Annotated in this window: 28 protein-coding genes; 1 reads left to right on the forward strand and 27 read right to left on the reverse strand. The window is 46.8% G+C overall.

Going from position 1 to position 26747, the window contains the following annotated elements; all coding sequences use genetic code 11:
• Positions 1–109: 109 nt before the first annotated feature.
• The 23 genes from FZD51_RS08775 to FZD51_RS08885 all read right to left on the reverse strand — a co-directional run bounded on the left by FZD51_RS08775 (position 110) and on the right by FZD51_RS08885 (position 21498).
• A complete protein-coding gene (locus FZD51_RS08775; RefSeq protein ID WP_148974431.1) occupies positions 110–1009 on the reverse strand; it encodes a hypothetical protein in 900 nt (299 codons plus the stop codon).
• Positions 1010–1464: 455 nt separating this feature from the next.
• Positions 1465–2754: a 3-phosphoshikimate 1-carboxyvinyltransferase gene (aroA, locus tag FZD51_RS08780; RefSeq protein ID WP_148974432.1), complete on the reverse strand. Its 1290-nt coding sequence runs from the start codon at positions 2752–2754 to the stop codon at positions 1465–1467.
• 27 nt (positions 2755–2781) lie between these two features.
• A complete protein-coding gene (locus FZD51_RS08785) occupies positions 2782–3888 on the reverse strand; it encodes a prephenate dehydrogenase (protein ID WP_148974433.1) in 1107 nt (368 codons plus the stop codon).
• A gap of 68 nt (positions 3889–3956) precedes the next feature.
• Positions 3957–5057 carry a histidinol-phosphate transaminase gene (gene hisC / locus FZD51_RS08790; RefSeq protein WP_148974434.1) on the reverse strand — a complete coding sequence of 367 codons (1101 nt, stop codon included), beginning with the start codon at positions 5055–5057 and terminating at the stop codon, positions 3957–3959.
• A 102-nt stretch (positions 5058–5159) separates the two neighbouring features.
• Positions 5160–5525 carry a chorismate mutase gene (gene aroH / locus FZD51_RS08795; RefSeq protein ID WP_148974435.1) on the reverse strand — a complete coding sequence of 122 codons (366 nt, stop codon included), beginning with the start codon at positions 5523–5525 and terminating at the stop codon, positions 5160–5162.
• Positions 5522–6613, reverse strand: coding sequence for a 3-dehydroquinate synthase (gene aroB / locus FZD51_RS08800; protein WP_148974436.1), 1092 nt, complete (start codon positions 6611–6613; stop codon positions 5522–5524). Before aroB ends, aroH begins: the two co-directional genes overlap by 4 nt.
• Positions 6613–7785, reverse strand: a complete 1173-nt coding sequence (aroC, locus tag FZD51_RS08805) for a chorismate synthase (protein WP_148974437.1) — start codon at positions 7783–7785, stop codon at positions 6613–6615. The genes aroB and aroC overlap by 1 nt, the downstream gene beginning before the upstream one ends.
• A gap of 260 nt (positions 7786–8045) precedes the next feature.
• Positions 8046–8819: a CheR family methyltransferase gene (locus FZD51_RS08810; protein ID WP_148974577.1), complete on the reverse strand. Its 774-nt coding sequence runs from the start codon at positions 8817–8819 to the stop codon at positions 8046–8048.
• A 145-nt stretch (positions 8820–8964) separates the two neighbouring features.
• Positions 8965–9411: a nucleoside-diphosphate kinase gene (gene ndk / locus FZD51_RS08815; protein WP_094767149.1), complete on the reverse strand. Its 447-nt coding sequence runs from the start codon at positions 9409–9411 to the stop codon at positions 8965–8967.
• A gap of 92 nt (positions 9412–9503) precedes the next feature.
• Positions 9504–10466: a heptaprenyl diphosphate synthase component II gene (hepT, locus tag FZD51_RS08820; RefSeq protein ID WP_148974438.1), complete on the reverse strand. Its 963-nt coding sequence runs from the start codon at positions 10464–10466 to the stop codon at positions 9504–9506.
• A gap of 128 nt (positions 10467–10594) precedes the next feature.
• Complete coding sequence (locus FZD51_RS08825) at positions 10595–11299, reverse strand: demethylmenaquinone methyltransferase (RefSeq protein ID WP_148974439.1); 705 nt, start codon at positions 11297–11299, stop codon at positions 10595–10597.
• A gap of 5 nt (positions 11300–11304) precedes the next feature.
• Entirely contained in the window at positions 11305–12135 is an 831-nt protein-coding gene (locus tag FZD51_RS08830) for a heptaprenyl diphosphate synthase component 1 (RefSeq protein WP_262380826.1), read from the reverse strand.
• A 252-nt stretch (positions 12136–12387) separates the two neighbouring features.
• Entirely contained in the window at positions 12388–12624 is a 237-nt protein-coding gene (mtrB, locus tag FZD51_RS08835) for a trp RNA-binding attenuation protein MtrB (RefSeq protein ID WP_022544139.1), read from the reverse strand.
• 75 nt (positions 12625–12699) lie between these two features.
• Positions 12700–13266, reverse strand: coding sequence for a GTP cyclohydrolase I FolE (gene folE / locus FZD51_RS08840; protein ID WP_009794841.1), 567 nt, complete (start codon positions 13264–13266; stop codon positions 12700–12702).
• Positions 13267–13505: 239 nt separating this feature from the next.
• Positions 13506–13778 carry an HU family DNA-binding protein gene (locus FZD51_RS08845; RefSeq protein WP_009794840.1) on the reverse strand — a complete coding sequence of 91 codons (273 nt, stop codon included), beginning with the start codon at positions 13776–13778 and terminating at the stop codon, positions 13506–13508.
• Positions 13779–14296: 518 nt separating this feature from the next.
• Positions 14297–15775 carry a stage IV sporulation protein A gene (spoIVA, locus tag FZD51_RS08850; RefSeq protein ID WP_009794839.1) on the reverse strand — a complete coding sequence of 493 codons (1479 nt, stop codon included), beginning with the start codon at positions 15773–15775 and terminating at the stop codon, positions 14297–14299.
• Positions 15776–16004: 229 nt separating this feature from the next.
• Positions 16005–16718 (reverse strand): hypothetical protein, encoded by a 714-nt coding sequence (locus FZD51_RS08855; protein ID WP_148974440.1) that lies wholly within the window; start codon positions 16716–16718, stop codon positions 16005–16007.
• A 30-nt stretch (positions 16719–16748) separates the two neighbouring features.
• On the reverse strand, positions 16749–16952 hold the full coding sequence (locus FZD51_RS08860) for a DUF2768 domain-containing protein (RefSeq protein WP_009794837.1): 204 nt from the start codon (positions 16950–16952) through the stop codon (positions 16749–16751).
• A 304-nt stretch (positions 16953–17256) separates the two neighbouring features.
• Positions 17257–18309 (reverse strand): NAD(P)H-dependent glycerol-3-phosphate dehydrogenase, encoded by a 1053-nt coding sequence (locus FZD51_RS08865; protein WP_148974441.1) that lies wholly within the window; start codon positions 18307–18309, stop codon positions 17257–17259.
• A gap of 15 nt (positions 18310–18324) precedes the next feature.
• Positions 18325–19635 carry a ribosome biogenesis GTPase Der gene (gene der, locus FZD51_RS08870; RefSeq protein WP_009794834.1) on the reverse strand — a complete coding sequence of 437 codons (1311 nt, stop codon included), beginning with the start codon at positions 19633–19635 and terminating at the stop codon, positions 18325–18327.
• A gap of 192 nt (positions 19636–19827) precedes the next feature.
• A complete protein-coding gene (locus FZD51_RS08875; protein ID WP_009794832.1) occupies positions 19828–20013 on the reverse strand; it encodes a capping complex subunit for YIEGIA in 186 nt (61 codons plus the stop codon).
• Positions 20003–20893, reverse strand: coding sequence for a YIEGIA family protein (locus tag FZD51_RS08880; RefSeq protein WP_148974442.1), 891 nt, complete (start codon positions 20891–20893; stop codon positions 20003–20005). The genes FZD51_RS08875 and FZD51_RS08880 overlap by 11 nt, the downstream gene beginning before the upstream one ends.
• Entirely contained in the window at positions 20890–21498 is a 609-nt protein-coding gene (locus FZD51_RS08885; protein WP_148974443.1) for a YphA family membrane protein, read from the reverse strand. Before FZD51_RS08885 ends, FZD51_RS08880 begins: the two co-directional genes overlap by 4 nt.
• 106 nt (positions 21499–21604) lie before the next feature.
• Between FZD51_RS08885 and FZD51_RS08890 the strand changes: the two genes are divergently transcribed.
• Positions 21605–21748 carry a YpzI family protein gene (locus tag FZD51_RS08890; protein WP_009794829.1) on the forward strand — a complete coding sequence of 48 codons (144 nt, stop codon included), beginning with the start codon at positions 21605–21607 and terminating at the stop codon, positions 21746–21748.
• A 1276-nt stretch (positions 21749–23024) separates the two neighbouring features.
• Here the strand turns inward: FZD51_RS08890 and fni are convergent.
• From fni to cmk, 4 genes are all read right to left on the reverse strand, one after another.
• Positions 23025–24080: a type 2 isopentenyl-diphosphate Delta-isomerase gene (gene fni, locus FZD51_RS08895; RefSeq protein ID WP_148974444.1), complete on the reverse strand. Its 1056-nt coding sequence runs from the start codon at positions 24078–24080 to the stop codon at positions 23025–23027.
• 12 nt (positions 24081–24092) lie between these two features.
• Positions 24093–25250, reverse strand: coding sequence for a 30S ribosomal protein S1 (rpsA, locus tag FZD51_RS08900; protein WP_170939398.1), 1158 nt, complete (start codon positions 25248–25250; stop codon positions 24093–24095).
• Positions 25251–25411: 161 nt separating this feature from the next.
• Positions 25412–25993: a lysophospholipid acyltransferase family protein gene (locus FZD51_RS08905; protein WP_009794826.1), complete on the reverse strand. Its 582-nt coding sequence runs from the start codon at positions 25991–25993 to the stop codon at positions 25412–25414.
• Complete coding sequence (gene cmk / locus FZD51_RS08910) at positions 25990–26670, reverse strand: (d)CMP kinase (protein ID WP_148974445.1); 681 nt, start codon at positions 26668–26670, stop codon at positions 25990–25992. The genes FZD51_RS08905 and cmk overlap by 4 nt, the downstream gene beginning before the upstream one ends.
• Positions 26671–26747: the final 77 nt, after the last annotated feature.

A 26747-nucleotide genomic window follows, 5' to 3' on the forward strand; every position in this document is an offset into this window, starting at 1 on the left:
GACTAAAGATGGTTGCAGATATCATTTAAAAACGGGCTGGGTTCTAACCGCGGCCGATCCAGCTTGTAATCATAATCCTGCAGCCCGGCTGACAGGCTGACCCAGTCCGTTATACTGTAAAAAAAGCCGGAATCTTTATTATAACACGCTCTCCATAGCCCGGACAGAATCTGAAATATCCGCCTGCCCTGATGATCGTTCCTTTGTGGGCCGTTATGGCAAGTCTATGATTATAATAATGAAAGAGCTCCGATTCTTCAATGTTTCTGTCTCCGCCATCCTTAGCATATAAATTATAGCTTGCTTCCCCTCCTTGCCTGATGTCTCCTTTATGGGGCCAGATGCCCATCATGGCCAGGTGCTCTCTGGCGACCGGCTCTCTTTCCTGCAGTTCTTCCCCGATGTGTGCCAGCTTTTCTTTCAGCATCAGCTGCTTCCAGAAATGCTGAAGCGCTTTCTTTTCTTTTTCATCCGCCGTTTTGAAAATAGGCACAAGCGGGCAATTGTATGGAAAAACAGCTTCCCTTATCCATCCCCAGGGAACTCCCGACAGCTCTTCTTTGCTTCCTGCTTCCACAAAGACGGCCGGTATTTTTTCTGTCCGGCATTTCCTGATCAAAGAAGGCGACAAGAGCCTGGCAGGAACTTTGACAGCTATCACATAATCGGCTGGAGAGCTGATCAAACTTGACTTTACGGTTTTTATTCGGGAAAACAGCCGGGATTCCTGCCGCACTTCTGCAAAAGTTAAAAAAGAAGTCATCCCCTTCATAAGCATTTCGTGAATAAAATAGCTTTTCTGCTCTGAAAAGGGCCTGTCTAACGGGGGGGCAGGATCATACATGACCTGAGCAGGCGCCATGATATAATCTTCTGCATTCATTTTCATGAACGAATAGCGGGGGAAAGAGTCCCTGATGCCAGTTATTTTCCCGCTTTCCACCAGCAGTGAAGCCGCCTGAAGTGTTTTCTGCTTGAGAATATTGGCATTCTCAATAATATATGCCATATTACCACCCTCTTAAATGGTCTTATGACAAGCTATGAAATAATCTTAGATTTATGTTTGAAAGTTTTTGAGCCTCGGAGGGTGTGGGGAGAAGGGAATTTTGACAGGCTGGAAAGATTGCGGGAAATCGGTCCAGGATTACAGCAATAAGGAGCAATATTCTGTTTAATAACAGAATATTGATTCTCTCAAAAGCGCTTTGGTATGCATTGATTAACCTCTATTTGATGCATGGCTAAGCCCTGACTCACCCGCTCATGCATTGATTAGCTTCTATTCTAGGCATGAATCACCTCTAATACTTCCGCTCATGCATTGAATTATCAAACCTTACCAATAAAAACCTTCCTACTCTCGATACTAACCTGTCCCGGCAACTGCCACAGCCCGCTATTTCCCAAATCACGCAAAAAAAGCCCGGTTATCCCGGGCCCGCATTATTAAACTCTCTGTCCTTAGCCGATCAGTGACTCCAGATGGTCAAAAAATGCCGGATAGGAAACTGAAATGGCTTCAGCGCCAGAGAGGGATACTTCCCCGGTGCAGATGGCAGCCCCGATGGCGAGCATCATGCCGATCCTGTGGTCGCCATGGCTTGAAACATTCCCGCCTTTCAGCGGAGTCCGTCCATTGATGACCATCCCGTCAGCTGTTGCTTCAATATCCGCTCCAAGCTTTTTCAGCTCGTTGACGACTGTATCTATGCGATTGGTTTCCTTGACCTTCAATTCTTCAGCATCTTTAATGACCGTCTGCCCTTCCGCCTGGGTTGCCAGAAGCGCAATAATCGGAATTTCGTCGATCAGTCTTGGAATGATATCTCCTTCAATGGCCGTTCCCTTTAATTGCGAGAATCGGATGGTTATATCTCCTGCAGGTTCTGCACTGTCATTATTGTACGGAAGGATGGCCATGTCAGCTCCCATACGCTGAAGAACTTCCAGGATGCCTGTCCTTGTCGGATTCAGTCCGACATTTCGGAGGACTATTTCACTGCCGGGAATGATCGCACCGGCAGACAGGAAAAAGGCTGCAGAAGAAATATCCCCGGGAACATGAACCTTTGCTGCTTTCAGCTTCTGCCCGCCCTGCAAACGGACTTCTGTCCCCTCTGACACAATCTCTCCGCCGAATTGGCGGATCATCCTCTCAGTATGATCGCGCGTCTTTGCAGGTTCAATAAGGACGGTTTCCCCGCTTGCCTGAAGACCGGCAAACAAAAGGGAAGATTTCACCTGGGCGCTGGCAACCGGCAGTTCATACCTGATGCCCTTAACCTCGCCTCCCTGGATGGAAAGAGGGGTAAATTCCCCGCCTTTTCTTCCTCTTATTTGTGCACCCATTTCTGATAAGGGAACAGAAACACGTGTCATCGGCCTCTTGGCAATTGACTCGTCGCCCGCCAAAACGGCATGGAACGGGAGACCTGCCAGAATGCCCAGCAAAAGCCTTATTGTAGTGCCGGAGTTCCCGACATCCAGAACTTCACTAGGCTCCTTCAGCCCTTCAAAGCCCCTTCCATCAATGATCATTTTGTCTCCCTCGTTTGTGATCGAAACACCAAGCTTGCGGAAGCATGATACAGTGCTTAAGCAATCTTCCCCCATCAGGAAGTTGGTTACTTCTGTCCTGCCTTCTGCGATAGCTCCAAACATGATGGAGCGGTGGGAAACAGATTTATCTCCCGGAATATCAATCCCGCCCCGGAGGCTGCCTGTATTTGTTTTCAAGATAACTGATTCCATTCTTCATCACCTTTCTTCGATAGCATATTATGGCCCGGCTGAGGTTTCATAGGCGGTATAATGATGAATGCACGCTGCCGCCCGGTCCCTGTCCTCTTCCGTCTGAAAACTGATCACAAGCACGCCGTATATTTCTTCCCTTGTTTCAAGGATCCTGATATTGGTTATGCTGATCTCCGCTTTGGCCAGATAGCCGGTGATTTCAGAAATGACCCCGGGATAGTCGGGAACATCAACGAATAAATCATAGAACGCAGGAATGGCACCCTTCTGCTTCTGAGGCAGGTCATCCCTGAATTGCTTGGCGCCCGCAAAATACTGCTGGATATCCTCAGAACTTTGATTCTCCAGCATCACTGCCACCCGCTCCATTTCCGCCTGCCAGCTTCCCAGAAGCTTCAGGAGCACTTCCTTGTTAGCAAGAAGGATATCTCTCCACATTTCGGGGCTGCTTGAGGCGATCCTTGTAATATCACGGAATCCCCCTGCAGCAAGCCGGGGAACCAGCTCATGGGAGCGGCTTTCCTTTTCAGCCTGGTGAACGAGCGAGGCCGCTATGATATGGGGGAAATGGCTGATGATGCCTGTCAGATAATCATGCTCTTCCGGTGACACCTGGATGAATTTTGCTTTTGTCCCTGCAAGCCATTCTTTTAGCATCATAATGTCCTTTTCCTTAACATGGGGCTCTGGCGTAAGCAGATAGAATGCGTTTTCGAATAAAATTTCCTTCGCTGCGATCACACCGCTTTTATGCGAGCCTGCCATAGGATGGCCTCCGATGAATATGATTCCCTTTTCTTTAAGGCCTGCAGCACTATTGACGACTTCCGCCTTTGTACTTCCGGCATCAGAAATAATGACGCCTTTTTTCAGCTGCATTCTGCCCAGTCTGGCAAGTATATCGGCAGTTACCTTCACAGGCGCGGCCAGCAGGATCAAGTCCGCCTTTGCCGCTCCTTCTTCAATGCTGTCCTCAGCCTCATCAATCACTCCCAGCATCCTTGCGAGCCTGCATTGCTCCGCATTAATATCAAAACCGGCTATGGATGCTTCTTTATGCTGCCGCTTTATGCCGAGAGCCAGTGAACCGCCTATCAGCCCGAGGCCGATAATGAATACGCGGCCTTTCATAAAAAATCACCGCCTTTGCCGTGCTGCTCTTTTGCTTATCCGGACTGACCCCACTTGGATGCTGGTCCTTATAGGGCCGGCGCTGTTTCCTCCAAAAATTGGCCGATCAGTTCCATAATTTCTTCATTCTGCTCTTTTGAGCCAATCGTGACCCTTATGGACTGCGGGCAGCCAAGACCTGCGCCAGACCGTACGATATAGCCTTTTTCCAGCAGATATTGAAAAACTTCATTAGCATCGCGCTTAAAATCAATCAGGATGAAATTGCCCTGGGACGGATAATAACTAAGGCCGGCCCGGTCGCAGAATGAGTAGAATTGTTCCAGCCCTTCTCTGTTCCTGTTCCGGCATTCTTCAACATATTTCTGATCCTTAACCGCTTCCGCAGCAGCCATCTGGGCAAAAGTATTCACATTGAACGGCTCCCTCGCAGGCTCCAGTGCCCTGATAACGTCCTCCCCGGCGATGCCATACCCGATCCTGAGACTGGCAAGACCGTAGATTTTTGAGAAGGTCCTGAGCACAATCAGATTGCTGAACTTCTCCAGCAGGCTCACTGCATGGTAGTAATCATCAGCGACTGCATACTCGCAATAGGCCTCGTCGAGTACCACAAGTATGTCTTCCGGCACCTTTTCAAGGAATGAAACAAGCCTGCTCTCATTAATATAGATCCCGGTCGGATTATTCGGGCTGCAGAGCCATACAACAGATGTATGTTCATCAATGGCTTCAAGCATCGCCTCCAGATCATGGGCACCGTCAAGCAGGGGAATCTCCTTCACTTCAGCACCTTCAATCACTGCATTGTGCTTGTACTGGGGGAATGTCGGTGCAGCCATGATTGTATTCCTGCCAGGCCCCAGCAGGGCGCGCGAAATGATCTGGATCACTTCATCCGAACCATTGCCGAATATAAGCTGTCCAGGTTCAGTTCCAAGATGGGAAGCCAATATGCTTCTCAGTTCGCCAGCATATCCATCTGGATATTTTGCCAAAATGCCCGAGCTTTTTTGAAGGGCTTTTGCTGCTTCTTCCGAGCATCCGAAAGGATTCTCATTTGATGCAAGCTTCACAATCTTTTCAAGCCCATATTGCTTTTTTACATCTTCAATAGATTTGCCTGGCTGGTATGGTGTTAAATCCAGCAATTGTTTTTTCCACTTCATAGTATAAACCGCCCCTCCAACTCTTCTTTTCGCTACCTAATTAAAGTAATAAAGAACTGCTTTTATTTTATCATAAGCGCGCCTGTCTGGTGAGAGGCAGAATCATTTCTTTTCCAAATCAGGCCTGAGGACAACCGCTCCCCCAAGATAAACATGGCTGATCTCCTGCTGGCTCTTTTCTGTATTTAAATGGATCATAACCCGGATGCAAAGCGGCAGAGCGTCCTGCACGGACATTTCACGCATGCACATTACAGGTACATGCTTCCAGCCATCAAGCGTCCGCATTGCTTTGGCAGGGAAACCCTGGTCAATATCATCAGTCGCGGAAATGAATACAGAAGCAACCTCTTCCGGGGCTATGCTGTTTTCATCTATCATTTTCTTTAACAGCCATTCTGCTGCTGCTGCAATCTCTTTTTCTGTGTTTGATTGCACTGTAATTGCTCCCCTGACACCTCTGATCATTTTTCAGCCCCCTTAACGGCAAACATCTCCAGCGCTTTCAGAAGCTCCCCGTCAGGGATTTCTGAGAGAACCGGATGGCCGATACTATCAAGAAGAACAAAGTTCACGGCTTGCCCGATTGCCTTTTTATCCTGCTTCATCCTGGACAGAAGTTCTGCAGGAAGAAGTCCTTCTTGCATTGAAATGGAATAGCCCAGGCCCATCAGCCAGTCCCGGAATTGTTCGATATCGAAATCGAGCCCGCATTTTTCGATGCTTAATTCCAGGGCATACAGCATCCCGATGACCACCGCTTCGCCATGTGTCATTTTTCCATATCCGGACTCCGCTTCAATCGCATGTCCGAGTGTGTGGCCAAAATTCAAGAAGGCCCTGACCCCTGCTTCCTTTTCATCCTCGGAAACAAAAGCATTTTTCACCTGTATGCCTTTCGAAAGAATGAACAGCCATTCCTCATCTTTCATATCCTTAAGCGAGTGGATATTATCCAGCAGCCAGCTGTAAAAAGAATGGTCCTTAATGAGTGCGTGCTTGACTGCTTCGCCGAACCCTGACCTTATCTCCTTATCGGGCAGCGACTTTAAAAAACCCAGGTCATAGACAACAGCTTCAGGCTGATGGAATGCACCTATCATATTTTTGCCTTCAGGATGGTTGATGCCTACCTTGCCTCCCACTGCGCTGTCATGGGCAAGTATGGTTGTCGGAACCTGGATGAATGGGATGCCCCTCATGAAGGTAGCGGCAGCAAATCCGGCGAGATCTCCTACTGCTCCTCCCCCCAGGGCGATGACAGCCGATTTCCTATCAAGTTTCTTTTCAAGAGCAAAAGTCAAAGCTGCATAATAGACGTCAAACGTTTTTGCTTTTTCCCCGCTTGGAACAATATGTATAGAAGGATTAAATTCAGCAAGGGCTTCTTTCACCCTGTCAAGATGCAGGGATGCTACTGTCTCATCCGTTATAATCAGCAGGCTGGTCAGGCCGGGAAGCTTCTCTCTAAGCAAGCCGCCCAGTTCTCTCACAGCACCGGCGCCGATCAGGACCGGATATTCTTTTGAAGGGGTTTTAATGGTGATGGTCTCCATTAAAATTCCCTCGCATATTTCCGCTGTGCATTTACACTATCAATCAGAACATCCATTCTGTCTGCATAAAACTGGCCGCATATAGCCGAGGCCAGTTCCCAGGCAACGACATTTTCTGCCACAACGGCAGCAGCAGGGACAGCGCAGCTGTCAGAGCGTTCAATGCTTGCAGTGAATGGCTCTTTTGTTTCGATATCTACGCTCTGGAGCGGCTTATACAGGGTAGGAATCGGCTTCATTACACCTCTTACTACAATCGGCATCCCTGTAGTCATACCGCCTTCAAATCCTCCAAGGCGATTGGTTTTCCTTGTATAGCCATCTTCACTATTCCATACTATTTCGTCATGGACCTCGCTTCCAGGCTTGCGCGCTGCTTCAAAGCCCAGCCCGAATTCGACTCCTTTGAATGCATTGATGCTTACGATGGCAGCAGCAAGCTTTGCATCCAGCTTCCTGTCATAATGGACATATGATCCAACGCCGGCAGGCATTCCTTCCACAATAACCTCAACAATCCCTCCGATAGAATCGCCATTGGCCTTTGCATCGTCGATGGCCTGCATCATCCTTGGCTCTGCTTCCGGATCAAGGCAGCGGACTGGAGAGCTTTCTGTTCTTTCTTTTACTTCAGCCAAGCTTTCATATGAAGCGGCGGCTGATTGGATTCCGCCGATTTCAACTACATGTGAGGCAACTTCTATTCCCAGCAGGCTAAGCAGCTTCTTAGCTGCAGCTCCTGCTGCTACCCTGACAGTCGTTTCCCTGGCAGAGGAACGCTCCAATACATTGCGCATGTCGCGGTGCCCGTACTTGATGGCACCGTTCAGATCAGCATGCCCTGGGCGCGGCCGTGAGATTTTCCTCTTTATTTCGCTTTCTTCTTCAGGCGAGACCGGCTCCTGGCCCATAACTTTTGTCCAGTGCTTCCAGTCGTTATTTTCTACTTCAAGTGCTACCGGTGATCCTAAAGTGTAGCCGTGGCGGATTCCCCCGGCAATTTGCACGGTATCCTTTTCAATCTGCATCCGCCTTCCGCGGCCATGGCCTTTCTGCCTCCTGGCCAGTTCGGCATTGATATCTTCTTCGAGCAGCGGCATTCCTGCCGGCAGCCCTTCAATAATAACGGTCAGCTGAGGACCGTGTGATTCACCTGCTGTTAAGTATCTCAAAACTCTTTCCCCCTTCAACTCATTAAAGGATTATGTACCAATATATCACACGCACTATCATTAGCATAGCAAAAATTAAGAATTTTTCAGACAGCTGGCGAAAAAAGCTCATTCAGCCTCTCCCGGCAAGCTCCCCCTCCCGTTTTGCCGATGATGCCATTTTAGCATGCCTAAAGCGGCACTACAAAAACAAGTGCGATAAGCAATCCTTCTTATAATAGAAAAAAACCATGAAGACAGCTTCACAGTTTTACTTCCCGCTATTTTTTCCTGTAAAAAAAAGTATCCTCCGTGGCCAGGCCATACAGGCCAGGATTAAAAATCTGCTCTGTACTGCCTACAAAGAACAGTCCTCCGGGCTTCAAGGCTCCGCTGAACTTGTGGTAGAGCCCATCCTTTGCTTCTTCTGTAAAATAAATAAGGACATTCCGGCATACGATTAAATCATACGGCCCTCCGAAGGGATCAGACAGCAGATTCTGTTTTTTAAAGACAACAGTTTTTTTTATCTCGTCAGATATTTTGTAAAGGCTTCCTTCTTGTGTAAAGTACTTCTTTTTCATCTCAAGAGGCATCTCATTCAAAGATCTCTCCTGGTAAATGCCTGCCTGAGCTCTTGCCAGCACTTTTTCGTCAATATCTGTAGCAAGCACCTGGATTTGAGAGAGAGGCATGAATTTTGCCAGAATCATGGCAATCGTATAAGGCTCCTCTCCTGTGGAGCAGGCTGCGCTCCATACCTTCAGCCTGCCTCCCCCGGCAGACATAGCAGGCAGCAGCTGAGTTTCAAGTATGTCCCACCTTTTCGCATTTCTGTAAAACTCAGATACATTAATGGTCATGCGATCAAGGAACTCATCCAGCAATTCTTTATTCCTGCTTAACCCCTGGTAGAAATCCGAAAAAGAATGGTACCCCTTTTTTTCGTAAAGAGAGATAAGGCGCCTTTTCATCTGCGCCTCTTTATAAAGTGAAAGATCGATTCCTGTTTTTGTTTTAATCTGTCTGATGAACTCCTGATATTCCCCCGGCATTTCCATTTCTGTTCTCCTCTATTGCTTATTTAAAACTAGTATAGCTGAAAAAAGAGAAAGGAGAGCGGTTTTTTTGTTATATTTCGCCAAAAAATGTGTATGCGGTTACAAAAAAAGACACTTGCAGGCAAGTGTCTTTAATGGATTAGTTAACCCAGTCATTAATCAGTTTGGAATAGCCGGCAAGCTCGGATTCGTTGAAGAAAAGGCCGATTTCACGTTCTGCACTCTCAGGAGAGTCTGAGCCGTGAATGATATTCTTGCCTACAGTTACAGCAAAATCTCCGCGGATTGTCCCTGGGGCAGCATCCTTAGGATTTGTGGATCCCATCATCTGGCGGGCTGTCGCAATAACATTTTCCCCTTCCCAAACCATTGCAAATACCGGTCCGGAAGTAATGAAATCAACAAGTTCACCAAAAAATGGGCGCTCTTTGTGCTCTCCATAATGCTGCTCAGCCAGTTCCTTTGAAATTACCATCAATTTACCGCCGGCAAGCTGAAAGCCTTTTTTCTCAAAACGGCTGACAATTTCACCGACAAGGTTGCGCTGGACGCCGTCAGGCTTGACCATTAAAAATGTTTTCTCCATTGTCTCCACTCCTAAAATCTTATGTATGAACAGCTCTATAATAGAGACATCCATGGAGAATAGTATCATTTTTTCGACAATTCTGCAACCGCTTAAAACTTTCTCTTGCCAATAAATTTAGCAATATCCCGGAGCGATTTTTTGGCCCTGTTTTGCGGAAGGGTATCAAGGACTGCAAGCGCCTTGGATAAATATTGGTTGCTGACAGCAAAGGAACGCTCAATTGCGCCTGAATTTTTAATCAGGGAAATCACTTTTTCAATTTCTTTTCTATCCATCGTTTCATCCACTTTAACGATTTCCCTGCGGATTTCCTCATTCTCCATGGCAAAAAGGACAGGCAGCGTAATATTCCCCTGGAGCAGGTCTCCCCCTGCAGGCTTTCCAAGTTCCTTCTCTGTGCCCGTAAAATCAAGGATATCATCGGTAATCTGAAAGGACATCCCAACATAGTAGCCGAATTTGTACAGCTTCTTGTGGATGCTTTCATCAACTCCGGCAGCAACCGCCCCAAGCTGGCAGCTTGCCGCAATCAGCAGCGCCGTCTTTCTTTTGATCCTCAAAAGGTAGTCCCTGAGGTTCTGGTCAAAACGGTATTTGTCCTTGATCTGCTCAATTTCCCCCACACAAACTTCCACAATGGTCTTTGCCAGGATTTCATGGGCTTCCGGCCGCTCGATTTCCGTCATCACTTCGAGGGACTTGGCAAATATATAGTCGCCTGTATACATAGCCGTCCGGTTATCCCATTTCGCTTTGATGGTGGGTTTGCCCCTGCGCAGCTCTGCATCATCAATCACATCATCATGCACCAGGGATGCCATATGGATCAGTTCCAGTGCTACAGCCACTTTTTTTATCTCGCTGATATCATAGGAACCGAATTTCGCAGACAGCAAAACAAAAACAGGACGGATTCTTTTTCCTCCTGCCTGCAGCAGATGCATGGATGCATTTCGCAATAAAGGAGACTCTGCCTGCACGGTCTCCTCTAATGACTGTTCAATAATATTAATGTCAGAATCTAAAAATGAATACATCATCTTTAATTTCATCTTGTATCCACCCAGCTTTAATCATGTTTGCAAGCCTGTTAAATCGACGAGCAACAAGTACTTATTTTCTTGGGGCCTGCCAGTCCCGGAAAGCCCCATCTTTCTCCGGCTGCAAACAGATGCAGAACTTACTTCAAGCCTGTATGGACAGCAGCAACTCCACCGCTGTACGGCTTGAAGGAAACATTACTGAAGCCTGCTCCCTCAAACATCACAGCAAGCTCCTTCATGCCTGGAAAATCTCTTGCCGACTCCTGGAGCCAGGAATATTCTTTATAGCTTTTCGCAAACACCCTTCCGAACAGCGGCATGATGTAGCGGAAATAAGCATAATAGAGCTGCTTGTAGCCGAACATGGTCGGCTGGGAGGTTTCCAGGCATACTGCCATCCCGCCCGGCTTAAGGACCCTGTTCATTTCCTTCAGAACCTGCATATAATCCGGGACATTCCTCAGGCCAAAGCCAATGGTGACATAATCAAAAGAATTATCTTCAAACGGCAGCTCCATCGCATTGCCGTGAATGAGCTCCACCTGGGACAAATTCCTGCTTTTGACCTTTTCCTCGCCGATCTTCAGCATATTCTTGCTGAAATCCAGCCCTTTGACTTCACCTTCAGTACCGACGGCTTCTGCGAGCGCAATAGTCCAGTCTGCAGTCCCGCAGCAGAGATCCAGAGCTTTCTGCCCTTTCTGGACATTCATCTTTTTCATGGTATCCCTGCGCCATCTCTTATGCTGCTGGAAGCTGATGACAGAATTCATCTGGTCATAGTTTCCGTATATCTTCTCGAATACGCCGTGTACGCGCTCTGCTTTGGATTGTTGTTCCATAAAGGTCACCCTTCTTCTGCTATTGATTTTGTCATGGGTTGATGCTGGTCAAGAATGGAATGGATCCGCTCCTCCAGCAGGCTATTAAGGAAAGGGACAGCTTTCATGCCTTTATCAATCATATCTTTAGAATAATCGATATAGCGGTTTGTTATCAGAAGAAGATATCTTTTCTGCTCAGCAGACAGGTCGGCAAGCTCTTGTTCCTTTTTAGGGAATACAAGGCGTTTAAGTCGTTCAAACAGAAACGATGTTCCGTGATCCAGATAGCGTCCCCTTTCTTCCATGAGCCTCTTCATCAGCAGAAGGTGGGATGACAGCTCGGTCCATGCCGGTTTGTTAAAGCGTTCTGCAATTTTTGAGAACAGTGAGGACTCTATCAGCCTGACGCTTTCCATCAGTCCTTCGACATTTTCCGTTTCATGCTGGTAGACAGAGATTTTATGCTCGTTCACTTCTTTGATGCCGTCCGACAGCAGCCGGATCATTCCAATATCCTTTGATTCCGAGAGAATCTTATAATATAAGCTGCTGTAGTAAATGCCGGCGAGGACCGTAAGCTGCCTGTTTTTTTGCATTTCGCCGGCAATTTGTGTATTGCTGACCTGTTCATGGGTATCAAGGGCGACTTGTATAAGCATGGCTGTCACTGAGTAATCATTCTTCTGCTTCTGAGTCAATTCAGCTTCATTAAGCATGGAGACAAGAAGGAGCAGCTTATCCTGATCGATAACCGGCTCATCAATATATTTAAGCAGGTAGGGGTGGAGAACCTTTCCCTCAATCTGCTTCCGGACATATTCCATATTTATTTTAATATCCTGCAATCTGATCACCCTTGTTCCCCGAAGGTCATTTATGTATTTCCTATGATGCTCGTGCATTCGTTTTATATAAGGCGGTGCTGGTCTGGGCGCTACCCATATAGCATTCGCCATTAGGGGCCATTTTAATATTGTCCACAATGAAACAGAGACAATTATACCATAAAAGGGGTTGCCGTGGCAGATTATATTGAAACTTATGTTCCGTCGGAAGCAAAAATGCCAGGCTTAAAGAGCTCCCTGGAAATTTCGGATGTTCTCCCCCTATTTTTTCGCTTCGCTTTCAACTTCTCCATAGCATGTCATGATGGAGGCATTGCCCCTGATTTTTATTGCGGAAGTATGCTCAGTGAATTGAGCGATCATGACTTCCCCTTTATCAAGTTTTTCAGAATGATGAAAGCGTGTGTCTGAGCCTCTGGTCAGCCCGATCACATTCACGCCGTCTTCTTTTGCTTTAATTACCACATAGTCTCCTGCCGGATTATTCCTCGTTTCCATATCCTTCACTCCTTCAAGCCGCCATCGGCCAAGATAAAAGGCTAAAAGCAGCACTTTCAGCCTCCGGGATGCAAATTAATCTTTAATTAATGAAAGAACTTCAGCCCTGGCCCTGGCATCCTCTGCCAACACACCTCTTACAGCAGAAGTGACAGTTTTGGAACCAGGCTTTTTAACGCCTCTCATCGTCATGCACATATGCTCAGCCTCTACGATGACCATAACACCGTGGGGCTCCAATTTTTTCATGATAGCATTCGCTACAGTGGAGGTAATCCGCTCCTGCAGCTGCGGTCTTTTTGCCACGGCCTCGACGGCCCTTGCAAGCTTGCTGAGCCCCGTCACTCTTCCATTCCTGGGGATATAGGCAACATGGGCCTTCCCAAAGAAAGGTACCAGATGGTGCTCACACATGCTGTAGAATGGGATGTCCTTTACAAGAACAAGCTCCTCATGCTCTTCTCCAAAAATAGTTTCAAAATACTCTTCAGGATCCTGTCCGATCCCCATAAAAACCTCTTCATACATCTTGGCCACTCGCTTTGGTGTATCGAGCAGGCCTTCGCGGTTAGGGTCTTCTCCGATTGCTTCTAATATAGAACGCACCGCTTCTTCGATCTGGGCGCGGTTGACATTTGCCATGATTCATCCTCCTAAACCATATCTCTCTAGTGCCTTTACCCCTACATATTAGCACATCCATTTCCAAACAGGCAAAATACAAGGTGTGAGGCATGTGACCTCGGTGCAGCTGCTGGATGATGATCAAGAATTGCTCATGGCCTGCAACTTACCATTTATAAATTCCCAAGCAAAAATAAAAGGCCGCGAAGAATTTCGCGGCCTTTTGCTCAAGCATAAGCTTAAAGCACGGTATGTACTTATTTAACAGCGTCTTTAAGCGCTTTACCTGGTTTAAAAGCAGGAACTTTGCTTGCAGCGATTTCGATTTCATCACCAGTCTGCGGGTTGCGGCCCTTACGTGCAGCACGCTCGCGGACTTCAAAGTTTCCGAAACCGATCAATTGTACTTTATCACCATTTTTAAGTGCGTTAAGAATAGTATCAAATACAGCGTCAACTGCTTTAGTAGCGTCCTTTTTAGAAAGTTCGCCCGCTTCAGCAACTGCGTTAATTAGTTCTGTCTTGTTCATGCCTTTCACCTCCTCCCAAAAATCTTGCCCTGATAAGGATCTTATCATCATTTGTAAACAAATTTACGGAATTCTATACGTCGTGATGATTGGCATACCTTATATTAAATGAACGGCATGAAGATTTCAATCTTTTTTGCTAAAAAACCTTAATATATAAGGGTTTTCGCGGCCACGACGGTAATTCTGTTAAAAGATTATCATAATCATCTGGGCATATCAAGAAATATTCATTAATTAATGGTAATCTTTTCTTATTTGAAACAAACTTGTAATAAGACACCCTTTTTTGTTACCCGAATCACTATTTTTCAAAACATATAACTTCTTTTATCAATTGTTAGCTGAAAAAACCTTTCTTCACGCGATACCGAAAAATGTTAATCATTCTTTATAGTAATTAAAAGAAACGATCTTTACGGTAAGAGCCCTTGCTAAAGCTCCAAAACGGTCCCCAGTATTCCACGCCAAAAAAAAAACTCTAAAAAGGACAGCTTCCGCTGCCCTTCAGTCATTCATTATAGGATGATGGCAATCAGGCCGCCGGATCCTTCATTGATGATTCTTTCCAGCGTTTCCTTCAGCTTGTATCTGGCGTTTTCAGGCATGAGAGAAAGCTTTGCCTGAATTCCTTCTCTTACGATGGAGCTGAGGGAGCGGCCGAATATATCAGAATTCCAGATGGATAGAGGATCGTCTTCAAAATCCTGCATCAGATAGCGGACAAGCTCCTCGCTTTGCTTCTCAGTGCCTATGATCGGGGCAAACTCGGATTCGACATCCACCTTGATCATATGGATGGAAGGCGCAACCGCCTTCAGGCGTACCCCGAAACGTGCTCCCTGGCGGATGATTTCCGGCTCATCAAGGCTCATATCAGCAAGCGACGGTGCTGCTATGCCGTAGCCGGTCTGCTTCACCATTTTCAGCGCATCCGAAATCTGGTCATACTCAGCTTTTGCATGGGCAAAGTCCTGCATCAGTTCAAGAAGATGATCCTTGCCGCGGATTTCAACCCCCACAATTTCTTTCAAAATCTCATCATAAAGGTCATCCGGGGCAAACAGGTCGATCTCTGCAACCCCCTGGCCCATTTCTATTCCGGCGAGGCCTGCCCTGTCTATGAATTCATAGTCGCTGAAAAGATGTACAACACGGTCTACATCCCGCAGCCGTTTGATATCCTTGACCGTTTCCTTCACAGCTTCCTGGTAGCTTTCGCGGAGCCAATGATTCTCCCGCAGAACCATCACCCAGCTCGGCAGGTTGACATTCACTTCGAGTACCGGGAATTCGTACAATGCTTCACGCATTACGCTCAATACGTCTGTTTCCCTCATGCTTTCCACACTCATGGCCAGCACTGGAATGTCATACTTCTCAGACAGCTGGACTCTCAGCGCTTCAGTGTTCGGGTGATGAGGCTGGACGCTGTTGACCACCATGATGAAAGGCTTGCCGACCTCTTTCAGCTCCTCAATGACTCTTTCCTCAGCCTCTAGATAATTCGTACGCGGTATTTCCCCGATTGTACCGTCTGTTGTGATGACAACACCAATCGTTGAATGCTCCTGGATGACTTTTCTTGTCCCGATCTCCGCAGCTTCATGGAAGGGGATCGGTTCTTCATACCAAGGTGTGGTAATCATTCTTGGACCATTTTCATCTTCATAGCCTTTGGCGCCCGGCACTGTATAGCCGACACAGTCGACGAGCCTGATGTTGACATCCAGCCCCTCTGCCACCTGCACGGCAGCTGCCTGATTAGGGACGAATTTGGGCTCGGTCGTCATGATGGTTTTTCCTGCCGCGCTTTGCGGGAGTTCGTCCTGTGTGCGCGCCCGGTCTGCCTCATTGCTCATATTCGGAAGCACCACCAGCTCCATGAATTTCTTGATAAACGTGGATTTACCGGTGCGGACGGCACCAACTACTCCGAAATAAATATCGCCGCCTGTTCTTTCGGCAATATCTTTAAAAATATCTACCTTTTCCAAGTGATCCCCTCCTGAATCTTGAGTTAGTGGGATAATATTATCCTATCATTCAATTATTTTTGGACATTATATATTTATGACGTTGTCCTATTTCTTTATGACAGTTTTTTTATTTTTATCCCCTTACTCTCCCGCTTTGAAAAGCACACTCTCTCTATACGCTGAAAAATTGCTTGTAAAAAAGAAAAACCCTTCTCCTACAATATATTTTGCAGAAGAAGGGTTATGACTATTTCGCCAAAAAGATTGGTTCTCCTTTGGCATTGATTGTATAAGGAAGCGAATAGGCGGGGACAAAGACGGACTCTTTCCCAAGGAGCGAGCGTATATCATCGCCTTCCTTATATCCATGATCTTTGTTATTTTCCACCGCCTCATAGAGATCCGGCAGATAGTCTACGTAAACGTCTCCATTTCCTGAGACAACAAAGTGGAGATCGCGGCTGGTGTACGGACTTACTGCCAGAGGTTCCTCTTTAAAGCCGAGGGCTGCATAATCGAGTGTATAGACATTATCGGCGATTTTCTCTTTATATGGCGGATATCCCTGCAGCCTGATGCGTACTTTAATATCCCTGATCGCCTCAGCCATCCTTAGGTCGAAGAGCTTGACTTTTGGATTTTCTTCCGCATCCATGATCACGTACTGAAAGATGCCCCCGGATTCAAAGCTGTTCCCTGGCGGCTCTGCCATATATCTTGGCGTGATTTTTTTGAAATCTATCGGATATTTCTGGTAAATAGGTGTATCTTCCTCCCTCGTCTTTATAGGAAGGATGCCTCCATTGTCTTCCTGAAACTGATCAACAGCACTCTGGACAGAATTGACCTGATCCTGATATGGTGTCTGGTTCTGCGAAAGCTTGTCCTCCGGATACATGCAGCCGGCAAGCAGAAAGGATAAAACCGCTGTCATTGACAGCATGGCTAGCTTCTTTTTCATAGATTCCAATCCTTCAGGTTTTTAAATTTGTTATTCATTGGTAGGTCCGCTCAAAACGACAAACAGAATGATCAGCCCTGAAACAATCATTAACAGATACGCAACAAGGGCAGAGATGAATTTAAGCGGTTTATTGTTTAATTTATACCGGCTCAGATAAATCATTAATATTGATATAAACATGAACCCCATTGAAGCTAAAGATACCCACATCTTCATTAAAGCAGGCGACATTGTCTCACTCCCTTTTCCGAAATGTATTATATCATACAGGCTGAAAATGAATCAAAAGCATTTCGCTTAAAATGCTGGCGCCAGCATGGATATTTCGCTGTAATTTCACAAAAAAAGAGCCAAAGCAAAGATGGGGCAATCTCTGCTTTGGCCGTATGCGACTAAATAACCCATGCACCCTGTTCATATCACCAGTTTGCTTCGTTGCATTGTATGCAGGAAGTTCCTTTCCCGCATCCTCGAATGCCTAAATTTTGATGCTCAGGGAAAAATAAATATCTTCTCTTGCAGCAAATCATATCATTCACTTGTCAATCCTGTCTTCAAGCACATTTGCAAGGTCTTCCATTTCATGCGTTTTCCCTCTTGCCATCAGCTTGTCGACAGATTCCTTCGGGTCGGCTCCATTAAACAGCACTTCATACAGCGCTTCTGTAATAGGCATTTTCACATTGTATTTTTCAGCGAGCTGGTATGCAGCTTTCGTGGTTCTGACGCCTTCAACAACCATTCCCATATTATCAAGGACTTCCTGCAGGCTATGCCCTTTCCCAAGAAGGTTTCCTGCCCTCCAGTTGCGGGAATGGACGCTCGTACAAGTGACGATCAGATCGCCGATTCCGGTTAATCCCGAGAAAGTCAGCGGACTTGCGCCCATTTTGGTGCCCAGCCTGGCAATCTCGGCAAGCCCCCTTGTGATAAGGGCCGCTTTGGCATTATCTCCATAGCCGAGGCCATCGGTGATCCCAGCTGCCAGTGCTATGATATTCTTCAGCGCTCCGCCGATTTCCACGCCAATGATATCAGGATTTGTATATACCCTGAAGTTATGGTTTATAAAAAGATCCTGTACATGCTCTGCCGCCTCAATGTTTTTTGAAGAAACAGTGACTGTTGTCGGATGGCGGAGGCTCACTTCCTCTGCATGGCTTGGACCGGAAAGGACCACAACGCTGCCGAGGGCTTCACTTGTAAATTCTTCCTCGATCATTTCTGATATTCTCAGCAATGTATCCGGTTCGATTCCTTTGCTGACATGTACGATAGTAAGAGGCACACGCTGAAATTCATTAATCTTACCGGCGACTTCCCTGATGGCTTTTGTCGGCACCGCCATAATCAGCGTGTCAACACCATCAAGGGCTTCTTCCAGTGAGCTGAAACCTCTAATGCCTGAAGGCAATTTTATATCAGGCAAATATTTTTGATTGGTGTGCTGTTCATTGATTTCCTTGATCTGTACAGGGTTATGCCCCCAGAGCCTGACTTGGCGGCCATTGTCAGCCAGCACCATGGCGAGTGCCGTGCCCCAGCTGCCTGCACCGGCAACGGTTATCTTGCTCGATTGATCCAGCATACAATCACACCCTTTTTATTTTCTTTCCCGTGCAAATATCTTAATTGGAGTACCTTCAAATCCAAAAGCATCTCTTATGCGGTTTTCAAGGAAACGCTCATAGGAGAAATGCATAAGTTCAGGATCATTGACAAATACCACAAATACTGGCGGCTTGACAGCCACTTGAGTCGTATAGTAAATCCGCAGGCGCTTTCCTTTATCGGTAGGCGTTGGATTCATTGCAACGGCATCCATGACAACATCATTCAGGACGCTCGTTTCCACACGCATGCTGTGGTTCTCGCTTGCCTGGTTGATCTGCGGAATCAATGTATGGATCCTCTTCTTTGTTAAAGCAGACAAGAAAACGATCGGCGCATAGTCAAGGAATTGGAAATGCTCCCTGATATTCGTTTCAAACGCCTTCATTGTTTTTTCGTCCTTCTCGACAGCGTCCCATTTATTGACGACAATCACGACAGCCCGGCCGGCTTCATGCGCATAGCCCGCAATCTTTTTGTCCTGCTCAAGAATGCCTTCATCCGCATCGATGACAACAAGGACGACATCTGAGCGCTCAATGGCTCTTAATGCTCTCAGGACGCTGTATTTTTCAGTGCTTTCGTACACTTTGCCTTTTTTCCGCATTCCGGCTGTATCAATGATCACATACTGATCCCCATTATAAGTGAGCAGTGAATCGACAGCATCACGCGTCGTGCCGGCAATATTGGAAACAATGACCCTTTCTTCCCCGAGAATAGCATTGACAAGGGAAGATTTCCCGACATTAGGGCGCCCAATCAGGGAGAACTTAATGACATCATCGCCATAGTCCTTGTCCTTTGTATCAGGAAAATGCTTTGCAGCTTCATCAAGCAGGTCCCCAAGCCCCAGCCCGTGGGAACCTGAGATCGGGATTGGCTCACCAAATCCAAGGGCATAGAAATCATAGATCTGGTCGCGCATATCAGGGTTGTCAATTTTATTGACCCCAAGCACGACAGGTTTCTTTGATTTATACAGTATTTTAGCGACAGCTTCGTCAGCTGATGTAACGCCTTCCCGTCCATTAGTCAAGAACAGGATCACATCAGCTTCTTCGATGGCGATTTCAGCCTGCTGCCTGATCTGCTCAAGGAAAGGCTCGTCTCCTATATCAATCCCGCCGGTATCGATAATATTGAAATCAAGATTCAGCCATTCAGCTGAACTGTAGATTCTATCTCTGGTCACACCAGGTATATCTTCGACAATGGAGATCCTTTCTCCTACTATTCTGTTGAAAATCGTGGATTTTCCGACGTTTGGACGTCCTACAATGGCGATAACCGGTTTAGCCATGAACATCACCCTTTCACTTTTATATACTTTAAACACTGCTCGAAAGAGTCAAATGATTTGCTTTCAACATCATCCTGTTTTTCTTCAGGATGGCCCGTGTATAAAATAAACCCTTCCTGTTTGCAGAAGGGCCTAACCTAATCATTTTATCAAAGAGGCAGATTCCCCGCAACGAAAACATTGGAAGAACCATCAATGCTTGACAATTACATACATTTCATCTGTCAGAGCGTGGGCAATTCCGTCTAAAATGGCTTCAAGGTTGGCAGCCACATGCTCCATCTCTTTTTTGTCGTCACAATGAAATACAGCTGCCCCTGAAGGTGCCTTCTTCGGGTTCGTCGTAATCACTGCCAAAATAAATTTCTCAATGACCATTTCCGCTCTTCCTTTCCCGTTCAGACGGCATCCTGATGGCATTTTCAAGCGTCGGCACACTGCCGATCACTTTGATGGCCCTTTCAATGTCCTTCTCCTGGGGCAGAAGAAAAACCCCGACTCTTCCATCATCCAAATCCCGCTTGGCGAGAGGGACGAGCGCAGGTGTGCCGGAATCCCTGTATACACCCATCGCGATCGAGACATCGTGGAGGATCGCCTGCCTTTGTCCAAGATTGGCGATGGTTGAACGCGCGTCAAAGGATTTCGGTTTTAAAATGAATCCCATTCCATACCTCAGCACTTCCTCCTGCCTCGCAGGCAGCCCGATATTCATGATATAAATATTGTCTACATAAAGGCCTGCCCCATCAAAGCGCGGTTCCATATATTCAATTTCCACAATATCCCCGAGCTTCCCTCCTGCCATGAGCTTCTTTGATATCAGCACAGACAGAATGGCCGCTATGATGCCGACCCAGATGTTAATCACAATATAACAAAGGGTGCTGATCAAGGACGTGAATATCACAAGATAATTCCGGCTTTCAAAAGCAACGGCAATTCCCTCTATATAGGTTTTGCCCCTGGAAACCAATTCATAGGAATCCAGTTCTGCCAGGGTATTTCTTTCCATGTTCCTGACCTCCCGGAACTGGCTTGCCGCAAGAGTCAAAAAAGTCACCGCTGTAAAATCCTGTTCCAGAATAGAAGGAACAGCAACCGTCCCGAGAGCCGCTGCAATGAATCCAAGGGCCAGGTGTATGATTTTACCATGCAGATATGTCGGGTACTGCCGGTAATCCGTCCGCAGCATGTACATCCTTGTGGCCGTTCCGATAATCAGGCCAAAAACAATCGGGTATGTATAATCACTCATAATATCTTTTGTTTCTCCTTTTCCAGATTGGCTGCCTGCCGCTCTAAATATGCTGCGAGTTTGACAAATCCGTCCCACAATAGCAATGCGCATGCTGATATAGCTGCGATATCAAGAAAAGAAAAAGACCAGGCCTCATAGACCAGGGACAACTTCTTCAGTACCAGCGAAAAGAGGAAATCCCCCTGAATGGCACCTGTCAGCACGGCTGCAATTCTTTTCCTGCAGTCGGTAAAAAGTACGGCAGACAAAGCAAACATGATGGCTGCCAGCATCCATTCTTTTTTGAAAACAACCCAAACAGGATCAAAAAGAGCAAAAAGCTGAAAACTTGTATAAGCAAGCATGATCATAAAAACAGAAACAAAAAAATAAATTGCTTTAAGTCCTGTTATGCGGCCAGCCTCGGCATAGCAGCAAATCAAAATGAAAGCTCCTGCTGCTGAAATATGGATACTGCCCAGAGAAATTGTATAAGGCGAAACAATAATGGCAATCAAAAGGCAAGCCGACAAAGCCGTCCTTCCCCTCTGCTGTCTATTCATAAAAAATGCCGCTGCAACCCAGCAGCACCAGGCGCCCATATAAAAGTAAAAGCCTTCCACACCACCACCACCTATCATTTCCATTATGGGTAATAGTTATGTACTTTAATCTTTATTACATAAACTTTTGTCCTTGTTTCATCTTAAATAGCAGGGGGTGTTAAACATGGGAAAAGACAGACAGGAGAAAAAATTAAAAGCAGGCGGAAGAGTCGAATCTGACCGCGACCAGGCCCTTCACTATCCAGGGGCGACCAAGCTTCAAAGCCCGGAAGAAGCCAGGGGCATGAATGACTCTAAGTATAGTTAGAAAAGCGGAGGGCGCTTGCTCAGCCCCGATAAGCATAAGTCGCTCCTGGATAAAAGGCATTCTTTGCCTTTAATCCAGGAGTGGCTTATGACTCGAGGGGCTAGCGCCCGGAACTGGACAAGTAGAAAAGCGGAGGCGACTGTTCTAACGAGGAACGCAGGCTAAGGGCGCCACGTCCTGTGGCAACGCCTGCATGACCCGCATCCTGCGGGCCTCAAGCAAAAGACGAGCAGGACGGAAGGTTGTTCTTTAACCTTCTGGCCTGCTTGGCTTATGACTCGAGCACCTAGGAGCCGGAGCTGGACACATAGAAAAGCGGAAAAGCCTTGTTCAATAAAGGAACGCAGACTAAAAACGCCACGTCCTGTGGCAACGCCTGCATGACCCGCATCCTGCGGGCCTCAAGCATAAGACGCTCCTGGATAAAAGGCGTTCTTTGCCTTTAATCCAGGAGTGGCTTATGACTCGAGGGGCTAGGCTTTGGAGCTGGACAAATAGAAAAGCGGAGGCGACTGTTCCAACGAGGAACGCAGGCTAAGGGCGCCGCGTCCTGTGGCCACTTCTTAAAACGGGCCTTTGTTCTCTCCAATCTGGGGGATTTAAAAGATCACTCTTTTGTGGCTGGAACCATTATTTTCGCTTTCATCAATAATAGTGGTCCCAGCTCTGTTGGCTGGAACCACTATTCTTTCTTTGAGCCACAATAATGGTCCCAGCTCTGTTGGCTGGAACCACTATTCTTTCTTTCTTTGAGCCACAATAGTGGTCCTAGCTCTGTTGGCTGGAACCACTATTCTTTCTTTGAGCAACAATAGTGTCCTAGCTCTGTTGGCTGGAACCACTATTCTTTCTTTTTGCCACAATAGTGGTCCCAGCTCTGTTGGCTGGAACCACTATTCTTTCTTTCTTTGAGCCACAATAGTGGTCCCAGCTCTGTTGGCTGGAACCACTATTCTTTCTTTTTGCCACAATAGTGGTCCCAGCTCTGTTAGCTGGAACCACTATTCTTTCTTTGAGCCACAATAGTGGTCCCAGCTTCGTTGACTGGAACCACTATTCTTTCTTTGAGCCACAATAGTGGTCCCAGCTCTGTTGGCTGGAACCACTATTCTTTCTTTTTGCCTCAATAGTGGTCCCAGCTTCGTTGGCTGGAACCACTGTTCTTTCTTTTTGCCAGAATAGCGGTCCTAGCTCCGTTTTCCCAAAAAAGTAGTCCTCTACGGTTACCCTCTGAGCAACGCAAAAAGCTCCCGCCGTCACAAGCAGGAGCATCTTTTTATATATTCCTTTGACTAAAAGCCTTTGTGTTTATCCCACGTTCAGACAGCCAATGATGGGTTTTGCCTGATATGATGAATGGGGCTTTTTGGAGGTCCTTTATTGTTTCAGCGCCGAGCGCAGCCATAATAAAGGCGAGCTCCTCATGGAGAGTATGTATTTCTTTTATAAGCTGTACATGACCTTCGCTCACAAGAATCTTCAAGAGGTATCCGGCCATTGCAGCAGCATCTGCCCCGCAGGCAATGGCTTTTGCTGCATCGAAGGCTGTCTGGACGCCGCCGGAACCGATGATACTGACTCCCGTCTCTTCTGTGTTCACCTCAAGGATAGAGGAGGCAGTCGGTATCCCCCAGCCATTGAAAAACGAAAGGAGCCGTTCTCTTCTTTCATTCTCAATCCTGGCAAAGTTAGTGCCGCCAAATCCCCCGACATCGATCGCTGAAACACCGGCAGCTTCAAGCTTTGCCGCACTTTCCCTGCTGGTCCCGAATCCGACCTCTTTTACAATCACAGGCACATGAACGTTTTTACAAATAGACTCGATCCTTCTCAGGGCACCCCTAAAGTCCCGGTCTCCTTCTGGCATCGTCAGTTCCTGGACCACATTCAGATGTATCTGCAGGGCATCCGCTTCAATCATCTCGATTGCCCTGTTAGCCTGTTCGGCATCTGCTTCACTTCCCAGGTTGCCGATAACAATCCCTTTCGGATTTTCCCGCCGCACAATTCTGTATGACTCCCGTTCGGCAGGATCCTTCAAAGCTGCCATTTGCGAGCCCACTGCCATGGCAAGGCCTGTTTCAGCCGCAGCCATGGCCAGCTCCTGATTGATTTTAAGCGTTTTTTCACCGCCGCCGCCTGTCATCGCATTTATTAAAATTGGCGAACTTAGAGTAAGTCCGCCAATTTCAGTTTCTATTTTCACTTGATCCACTGCAGAATCAGGCAAGCTTTGATGAATAAAATCTATATCGTCAAATCCGGCAATGCGCTTTTGGCCTGTTGAAAGGGCAAATTCTATATGATCCCATTTCCGTTTAGATCTTGACAAATTATATCACCATTATTTTTTCAGATTCTTTAACTGATCACCGATCATTTCACCAAGCTGGAAGCCTTTTGTTTCCTCAGGCATCTCATAACTTGTATCATACTCAGCTTCTTTTTCTTCAAGATCCTTGATGCTTAAAGACAGACGCTGATCATTTTCATTTACATCCAGGACCTTTACTTGTACCTGCTGGCCTTCTTCAAGCACCTCATGCGGTGTACCAATATGCTTGTGGGAAATCTGGGAGATGTGAACAAGACCCTCTACTCCAGGGAATACCTCAACAAATGCTCCATAAGATACCAGGCGCCTCACAACTCCGTCAAGAGTGCTTCCTTTCGGGGCCTTTTCTGCGATATCAGACCATGGCCCAGGCAATGTTTCCTTGATGGATAGGGAAATGCGCTCATTATCCCTGTCTACGCTCAGTACTTTCACCTGTACCTTCTGGCCTTCTTCCACTACATCGGAAGGCTTTTCAACATGCTCGTATGAAAGCTGGGAAATATGGACAAGTCCGTCAATTCCGCCGATATCGACAAATGCGCCGAAGTCAGTGATGCGCTGGACAGTGCCATCCAGAACCTGGTCTGCCTGGAGGTTAGCAAGGATATCCTGCTTCTGCCTGCCCTTTTCTTCCTCTACAACAGCTCTGTGTGAAAGGATCAGGCGGTTTTTCTCCTTATCCAGTTCCACGATTTTGAAAGAAAGGGTCCTGCCTTTGTAATCTGAGAAGTCTTCCACAAAATGTGCTTCAACAAGTGAAGCCGGTACAAAGCCGCGGACGCCAAGGTCCACTACCAGCCCGCCTTTGACCACATCTTTAATTTCAGCGTCAAAAACTTCGCCGCTGTTGAATTTCTCTTCAAGTGTATCCCAAGCCTTTACTGCATCCACTTTGCGCTTTGAAAGGATAAGTGCCTCTTCCTCCACTTTGAGTACTTCCAGGTCAAGCTCATCACCTTCAGCCACAGCATCTTCCGCTTTTTCAATGTGAAGGCTTGAGAGCTCGCTGATCGGGATGATCCCGTCAAGCTTGCTGTCCTGGATATCCACGACAACCTGCTTTTCTTCCACTTTGGTGACTTTCGCAGTTACGCGGTCGCCCACCTCAAAGTTTTTTACTTCAATTGAATTCATTTCTTCTGATTGATTCATCTCTTCTGACATATGTAATCCTCCTTAATCCAATGACTGCTTGCAATCTTTTATAGTAGATGTGATATTTTCACAGCGGAAAACAAGGTCCTAAATTAAAGACATAGAATATTCTAAAAAGATGCCTTTCCTCTAACTTCTTACAAATAGCTTTATTTGTCAAGCAAGAAGACTTATCTGTGCTGCTCAATAAGCTGGCGGATTTCCTGCATGATCATCTCCGTCACTTCGTCAGCGGACGCTCTGTTTTTCCGTGCTTCTTCCATATCCAGAGGCTTCCCGTACACTACCTTCAATCTTTTAAAAGGCTTGTATGGGCCAATGATTGCACAGGGTACTACATGGGCCGGTGCCCTCAAGGCAAAGAAGCCTGCCCCTGCAAGGCCTTTACCCAACTCCCCTGTTTTACTTCTTGTACCCTCAGGAAAGAGCCCTAAAACATTTCCTTCCTTCAAAAGGCCAATCCCTTTCCTTAGAGCTTCCCTGTCGCTCATGCCCCTCTTAACCGGAAAGGCGTTAAGATTCCTGACTATCGTGCCTAATACCGGCAGGTTGAAAAGTTCTTCCTTGGCCATGAAATGAACCGGCCTTGGAGCAGTAATCCCTACAACGGGCGGATCCAGATTGTCGATATGGTTGCTGCACAGCAGCACGCCACCCTCAGCCGGAAAGTTCTCCTTCCCGATCACTTCAAAACGGTATATCGGTTTCAGCGCGCCGTAAACGGCTGATCTTACAAAAGAATAGAATGTCAAGTCAATCCGATCCTTTCTTCAGCAAGCAGCATGATCTTCTCTACAACTTCTGGAATAGCAAGCGAGGTAGTGTCAATGACCACAGCATCATCAGCTTTTTTAAGCGGCGCTACTTCCCTTTCAGAATCCAGCTTGTCCCGGTATGCAATATCGGTTTTCAGCTGTTCAAGATCTGACGGGTAGCCTTTCTTTATATTCTCCTGATGTCTCCGCATGGCCCTCTCATCAACTGATGCAAGCAGGAATACTTTTACCTCTGCATGGGGAAGGACATGGGTCCCGATATCCCTGCCGTCCATAACTACCCCGCCGCCGATCGAGAATGCTTTTTGCCTTCTGACCATCTCTTCCCGGACCTTGCGGTGCTTCGCAGCAATCGATACAGAGTTGGTAACGGCGGCTGTTCTTATCACTTCTGTAACATTTTCACCGTCCACCAGGATAATCTGCCCCTGTTCACCTGGAAGCAAGTCAATCTGGATGCTTGTGAGGATATCCATCAGCTTATCTTCATTTTCCAGGTCAGCGCCTGCCTCAATGGCTTTATATGTGAGTGCCCTGTACATGGCCCCTGTGTCTATATAAATATATGATAGCTTTTCAGCTGCAATTTTTGCCACTGTGCTTTTTCCTGCTGCTGCAGGGCCATCGATGGCAATTGAGATTTTTTTGATCATATTTCCTCCTGTTACACTTCCAGTTGGGTTTCTCTAAAACTTACAAGAACCATTTTAACATATTATCCGCTGGTTTT

The organism is Bacillus infantis (assembly GCF_008180445.1).
In the GTDB taxonomy this organism is placed as follows: domain Bacteria; phylum Bacillota; class Bacilli; order Bacillales; family Cytobacillaceae; genus Bacillus_AB; species Bacillus_AB infantis_B.

Coding starts and splice junctions, on each gene's coding strand:
- FZD51_RS08775 (WP_148974431.1), bottom strand. CDS start 1,009: ATGGCATATATTATTGAGAATGCCAATATTCTCAAGCAGAAAACACTT.
- aroA (WP_148974432.1), bottom strand. CDS start 2,754: ATGGAATCAGTTATCTTGAAAACAAATACAGGCAGCCTCCGGGGCGGG.
- FZD51_RS08785 (WP_148974433.1), bottom strand. CDS start 3,888: ATGAAAGGCCGCGTATTCATTATCGGCCTCGGGCTGATAGGCGGTTCA.
- hisC (WP_148974434.1), bottom strand. CDS start 5,057: ATGAAGTGGAAAAAACAATTGCTGGATTTAACACCATACCAGCCAGGC.
- aroH (WP_148974435.1), bottom strand. CDS start 5,525: ATGATCAGAGGTGTCAGGGGAGCAATTACAGTGCAATCAAACACAGAA.
- aroB (WP_148974436.1), bottom strand. CDS start 6,613: ATGGAGACCATCACCATTAAAACCCCTTCAAAAGAATATCCGGTCCTG.
- FZD51_RS08810 (WP_148974577.1), bottom strand. CDS start 8,819: ATGCCGGGGGAATATCAGGAGTTCATCAGACAGATTAAAACAAAAACA.
- ndk (WP_094767149.1), bottom strand. CDS start 9,411: ATGGAGAAAACATTTTTAATGGTCAAGCCTGACGGCGTCCAGCGCAAC.
- hepT (WP_148974438.1), bottom strand. CDS start 10,466: ATGAAATTAAAGATGATGTATTCATTTTTAGATTCTGACATTAATATT.
- FZD51_RS08825 (WP_148974439.1), bottom strand. CDS start 11,299: ATGGAACAACAATCCAAAGCAGAGCGCGTACACGGCGTATTCGAGAAG.
- mtrB (WP_022544139.1), bottom strand. CDS start 12,624: ATGGAAACGAGGAATAATCCGGCAGGAGACTATGTGGTAATTAAAGCA.
- folE (WP_009794841.1), bottom strand. CDS start 13,266: ATGGCAAATGTCAACCGCGCCCAGATCGAAGAAGCGGTGCGTTCTATA.
- FZD51_RS08845 (WP_009794840.1), bottom strand. CDS start 13,778: ATGAACAAGACAGAACTAATTAACGCAGTTGCTGAAGCGGGCGAACTT.
- FZD51_RS08855 (WP_148974440.1), bottom strand. CDS start 16,718: ATGAAAAAGAAGCTAGCCATGCTGTCAATGACAGCGGTTTTATCCTTT.
- FZD51_RS08860 (WP_009794837.1), bottom strand. CDS start 16,952: ATGTCGCCTGCTTTAATGAAGATGTGGGTATCTTTAGCTTCAATGGGG.
- FZD51_RS08865 (WP_148974441.1), bottom strand. CDS start 18,309: ATGCTGGATCAATCGAGCAAGATAACCGTTGCCGGTGCAGGCAGCTGG.
- der (WP_009794834.1), bottom strand. CDS start 19,635: ATGGCTAAACCGGTTATCGCCATTGTAGGACGTCCAAACGTCGGAAAA.
- FZD51_RS08875 (WP_009794832.1), bottom strand. CDS start 20,013: ATGGTCATTGAGAAATTTATTTTGGCAGTGATTACGACGAACCCGAAG.
- FZD51_RS08880 (WP_148974442.1), bottom strand. CDS start 20,893: ATGAGTGATTATACATACCCGATTGTTTTTGGCCTGATTATCGGAACG.
- FZD51_RS08890 (WP_009794829.1), top strand. CDS start 21,605: ATGGGAAAAGACAGACAGGAGAAAAAATTAAAAGCAGGCGGAAGAGTC.
- rpsA (WP_170939398.1), bottom strand. CDS start 25,250: ATGTCAGAAGAGATGAATCAATCAGAAGAAATGAATTCAATTGAAGTA.
- cmk (WP_148974445.1), bottom strand. CDS start 26,670: ATGATCAAAAAAATCTCAATTGCCATCGATGGCCCTGCAGCAGCAGGA.